The organism is Streptomyces ossamyceticus, assembly GCF_001418475.1.
Lineage (GTDB): Bacteria > Actinomycetota > Actinomycetes > Streptomycetales > Streptomycetaceae > Streptomyces > Streptomyces ossamyceticus.
The window spans coordinates 1-4,273 of sequence record NZ_LIQX01000221.1 but is presented as its reverse complement, the minus strand read 5'-3'; the positions used below and the strand labels follow the sequence as shown (position 1 = coordinate 4,273).

Below are 4,273 nucleotides of genomic sequence, written 5' to 3'. Positions count from 1 at the left end.
GGCCTGGGGAAGGGTGGGGGGTGGGGCCATGGACATGGATTATCACGGCTCCCGGGCTCTGCCCCTGTCATCTCCCCGGTCCACTCGGCCCTGGCCCTTCGAACGACCCTGATGCCGTGACCGGGCGTCGTGTGACCGGTGGGGCCAGACTGGAAGGAGCGGCGGAGCTGGAGGAAGGCCCCGCCCGAGCACTCGTGGAGGTCGGCATGAGGGCGGTCACGCGGACGGACGTACCCGTCGAGATCGAGGGCGACGGCATCGAACTACGGATGCAGGACATCGGCGGGGACACCGATGTCGCCTTCGTCCGGCTCCCCGAGGGCACGAACATGGCCCCGGCCCTGAAGGGCGAGCCCGACGGCCTGTGCCAGGTCCCGCACTGGGGCTACATGTTCAAGGGCCGGCTGCTGATGCACACCACGGAGGGCGACACGACCTACGAGGCGGGCGAGGCCTTCTACTGGGCGCCCGGCCACGTGCCGGAGGCCCTGGAGGACTGCGAGTACGTGGACTTCTCGCCCCGGCGGGAGTTCGAGGAGGTCATCGGGCACATCAAGGCGAACCTCGGCTGACCCCCACTCACCACCGGCCGAGGAAGGCGAGCTTGGAGGCAACCTTTCCCTGAACGGCGACCACCCATGAGTCGGAACTCCCTGCACGGGGGCTCCACACGAACCACGTGTTCACCCGAATCACGTACGTTACGTAAGGACTCATCCGTGGCCTCTGCCTCCTCGCGCTCGTCCCACCGCCGGTCCCTCCGCAAGCGCCGTGCCCTCGTGGTCACCGCCGCAGCCGTGGCCGCCGGCGTCGGCGCCGGCGTCCTCGTGATGAACGCGGGCGCCAGCCCCGCGGACCTCTCCCACCAGGTGCTGCCCGCCAAGGACGGCTGGGCGGCCTCCGGGGCCGGTACGACCGGCGGTACGAAGGCGGACGCGGCGCACACCTTCACGGTCTCGACCCGCGCCCAGCTGGTGAAGGCGCTCGGCACGCAGACCGACACCGCCCCCCGGATCATCAAGATCAAGGGCACGATCGACGCCAACACCGACGCCGCGGGCAAGAAGCTGACCTGCGCCGACTACGCCTCCGGCACCGGCTACTCGCTCTCCGCGTACCTCAAGGCATTCGACCCGTCGACGTACGGCAAGAAGGCGCCGTCCGGCACCCAGGAGACCGCCCGCAAGGCGGCGGCGGAGAAGCAGAAGAAGAACATCGTCTTCCGGGTGCCGTCGAACACGACCCTCATCGGTGTCCCCGGCACGAAGGCGGGGATCACGGGCGGCAGCCTCCAGGTCCAGAACGTCAAGAACGTCATCGTCCGGAACCTGACGTTCGCCGCGACGGAGGACTGCTTCCCGCAGTGGGACCCGACGGACGGCTCGTCCGGCGAGTGGAACTCCACCTACGACTCCGTCACCCTGCGCGGGGCGACCAACGTGTGGGCCGACCACAACACGTTCACCGACAGCCCGACCTTCGACAAGTCTCTGAAGACGTACTTCGGCCGCAAGTACCAGATCCACGACGGCGCCCTCGACATCACCAACGGCTCCGACCTGGTGACCGTCGAGCGGAACCTCTTCTCCCGCCACGACAAGACGATGCTGATCGGCAGCAGCGACACCGACTCCAAGGGCAAGCTGCGCGTCACCATCCACCACAACGTGTGGAAGGGCATCGTCCAGCGCGCGCCGCTGGCCCGCATCGGGCAGATCCACCTCTACAACAACGTCTACGACACGACGGCGCTCGACGGCTACGAGCCGAAGTACAGCATCGACTCCCGCGCCAAGGCGCAGGTGGTCGCCGAGCGCAACGTGTGGCGGATCCCGGCGGGTGCGAAGCCCGCGAAGCTGCTGAGCGGCGACGGCACGGGCTCCCTCGCCGGCACCGGCAACGTCGTCAACGGCACGGCGACGGACCTGGTGGCCGCGTACAACGCGGCGAACTCGAAGAAGCTGAAGACGAAGGTGAACTGGACGCCGACGCTGACGGCGGGCCTGGAGACGTCGGTGAAGAACCTCCTGACCGACCTGGCCACCACCACGGGCGCGGGCACCCTCACCTGACTCGCCCCACCTGAACGTGACCCGCCCGGCCATCCTTCTCCGGTGGCCGGGCGGAGTCACCAGGCCGTTGCGTCGAAGCCGTGGCTACTCGTTCGCGAAGATCTCCTCGGCGGAGGCAGCGATGACGGCCCGCCGGTGCCAGCGGCGCAGGGTCTCGGCGTCCTGGCAGGTGGTCCTGGTGGCGGGTGTCCGGCCCTCGCGGCAGTCGCGGCAGCGGGCGCCGGGCCCGGGTGCGCGGATGCCGCGGTCACAGCCGTCGCGTCGGGTACGGACCGGTGGGCGGGACGGGCACCTGGACGGTTGTCACTTCGTGGTGCCGCTCCGGCACGCGGTGTGCTGTACTGGGGCTCAGGGTGGGCTCCGCAGCGGACGGCAATCCGTGCAGGGGCCCAGGCTCAGCATGAGCTTGTCGAATGTCCCCAGTGAGCGTGGGGACAACCGGTCGACTGCTGAGCCACCAGAGAAGGTGGGCCCCGCTCGGAGGGGAATCCGAGCAGGGCCCCGGCTCAACAGGAGCCCGTCGGATGTCCCCAGTGAGCTTGGGGATATCCGGCTACCTGCTGAGCCACCAGAGCAGCCACCTCCTCGCGTGCTTCGCCGTCCGCTCCGGCAGCAGCCGGATCAGCCGGATGACGAGAGTCGGCTTCCGCTCCTCGTGACCGCCCATCTGGGGGCGTCCTCCCTTCGACGTGAGGCGGTCATCTCACAGTCCCGGGACCGCTCTCGTCGGGCCGGGCCCCGAGGAAGCAAGGGGGGCCCGGAGTGAAGGGAGGACGCACCCGTCGGGTGCGTCACGGCTCGATGCTACCGGTTGAACTCACCTGCTGTGACTGACGTTTCACGCATAGTGTGCGTAGTGTGACTCGGTCGGCCGGTGGCGAAGGCGGCAGTTGCAGTGTGCAGCCCCGTGTTCCGGTTGGGGCAGCCTGCGTGGTGAAGCTGCCCCAACCAGGGCTAATGCCCGCGCTCGGCCCGGCGCAGGGTGTCCCGCTCCCGGCCGGTCTGGGTGTCGAGGGAGTCCTCGTGGTCGATGACGACGGTGTCGTCGGCGTCTCGGGCCCGGACCTCGGCCCCGTAGGTGTCGGTCGCCCTCACCAGAAGAGCGTCCTGGTGTTCCGCGGGCCAGCTCTGGAGCAGATAGGACTCCACGACCTCATCCACCGCTGCCTGGTCGACAGCCGCGTCCCTCCTACGCGCATGGACGCGCAGCCGGTACGGGCCCGGCCCCTGGGACGCCAGCGAGGGCAGGTCCACGGGGTTATCCATGAGAGGAGCCACGAGTGCTTCTCCGGAAGGGGATCGCCAGGAGATCTCGGCGACCTCTTCCCAGTCCGCGGCGGCCTCGGGCCTCGGGGCATGCAGTTCGACCGTCACCCGGACGTTCCCGGTGTGGATCCCGGTCGACACCTCGATGGCACCGTCGGTGGCGGCCACGAGCCCGTTGTGGGACAGGTCGAGGTCGTCGGCCACGAGTCCTTCCGGATCGGTGATCTGGAAGAGGTGGTACTCGGCGTGCATCAGGGCGGTTCGGGTGCGGGCCGGCTCGTTCACGGTGTTGTCTTCCGGTCTCATCCCTCAGGGGCCTACGTGATCCCTCCCAGGAACCAGTCCCCCTTGAGGACACGGCTGTGGTGCCGGCCGGGGAGGCGACCCCTGCGTGGCGGCGTTCGCGGCGAGTTCGGCGACCACGTGTGCGGCGGCCTCGGTGACGCCGTACGGCAGGCCCCAAGTGCGCAGCCACTCGGCGGAGAGAAGTCGGGCCAGGCGGCGCCGCGTGGTGTGGGGGACAGCAGCACGCTGAAGTGACGCGTCGGGGTGTCGAGTTGGGTGGACTTTTCCTTGTTCACCTCACTGAGAGTGGCGGGCGCGCGCCCTACCGCGAACAGTGACGACTTCGATGCGTAGGGTGACTGCCCGGAGCTTGTCCAGTGCTGTCCGCGCTGTCGGAACCGTTGTCACGGGTACGGGCGTTGCGGCACGGAGGCACGACGGAGGGGTGCGGTATGTCGGTGGACGGCGAGGTACGGCGACTCAGGACCGAGGCGGACGAGCCGGGGTGGGAGGTCGACCCGGACGACGACTGGGGTGTGGCCGTGGTGGCCACCGTGGGGCGGCAGTTGCGGCTGCGGCGTGAGGCGGCCGGGATGCGGGCCGGGGAGTTCGGGGCGGCGGTGGGGTACGGCGGTCTGTTATACACAGCT

At 69.4% G+C, this 4,273-nt stretch carries 4 protein-coding genes and 2 pseudogenes; 4 read left to right on the top strand and 2 right to left on the bottom strand.

Going from position 1 to position 4,273, the window contains the following annotated elements:
- Positions 1 to 116 precede the first annotated feature (116 nt).
- From AOK15_RS17585 to AOK15_RS48320, 3 genes are all read left to right on the top strand, one after another.
- Positions 117 to 572 (top strand): cupin domain-containing protein, encoded by a 456-nt coding sequence (locus tag AOK15_RS17585; RefSeq protein ID WP_338059910.1) that lies wholly within the window; start codon positions 117 to 119, stop codon positions 570 to 572.
- Positions 573 to 719: 147 nt separating this feature from the next.
- Positions 720 to 2,072, top strand: coding sequence for a pectate lyase family protein (locus tag AOK15_RS17580; RefSeq protein WP_055517844.1), 1,353 nt, complete (start codon positions 720 to 722; stop codon positions 2,070 to 2,072).
- 524 nt (positions 2,073 to 2,596) lie between these two features.
- Positions 2,597 to 2,731 (top strand): hypothetical protein, encoded by a 135-nt coding sequence (locus AOK15_RS48320; RefSeq protein ID WP_276206214.1) that lies wholly within the window; start codon positions 2,597 to 2,599, stop codon positions 2,729 to 2,731.
- 295 nt (positions 2,732 to 3,026) lie between these two features.
- Here the strand turns inward: AOK15_RS48320 and AOK15_RS17575 are convergent, their stop codons facing one another.
- Positions 3,027 to 3,644 (bottom strand): hypothetical protein, encoded by a 618-nt coding sequence (locus AOK15_RS17575; protein ID WP_240508477.1) that lies wholly within the window; start codon positions 3,642 to 3,644, stop codon positions 3,027 to 3,029.
- A 69-nt stretch (positions 3,645 to 3,713) separates the two neighbouring features.
- Positions 3,714 to 3,919 (bottom strand): annotated as a pseudogene (locus AOK15_RS46875) (ATP-binding protein); the annotation flags it as partial.
- Between the two features lie 156 nt (positions 3,920 to 4,075).
- On the opposite strand from AOK15_RS46875, the pseudogene AOK15_RS46075 reads away from it, so the two are divergent.
- Positions 4,076 to 4,273 (top strand): annotated as a pseudogene (locus AOK15_RS46075) (transcriptional regulator); the annotation flags it as partial.

Excerpts from the sequence above, each read along its gene's own strand:
- AOK15_RS48320 (WP_276206214.1), top strand. The coding sequence starts at position 2,597 with ATGTCCCCAGTGAGCTTGGGGATATCCGGCTACCTGCTGAGCCACCAG.
- AOK15_RS17575 (WP_240508477.1), bottom strand. The coding sequence starts at position 3,644 with ATGAGACCGGAAGACAACACCGTGAACGAGCCGGCCCGCACCCGAACC.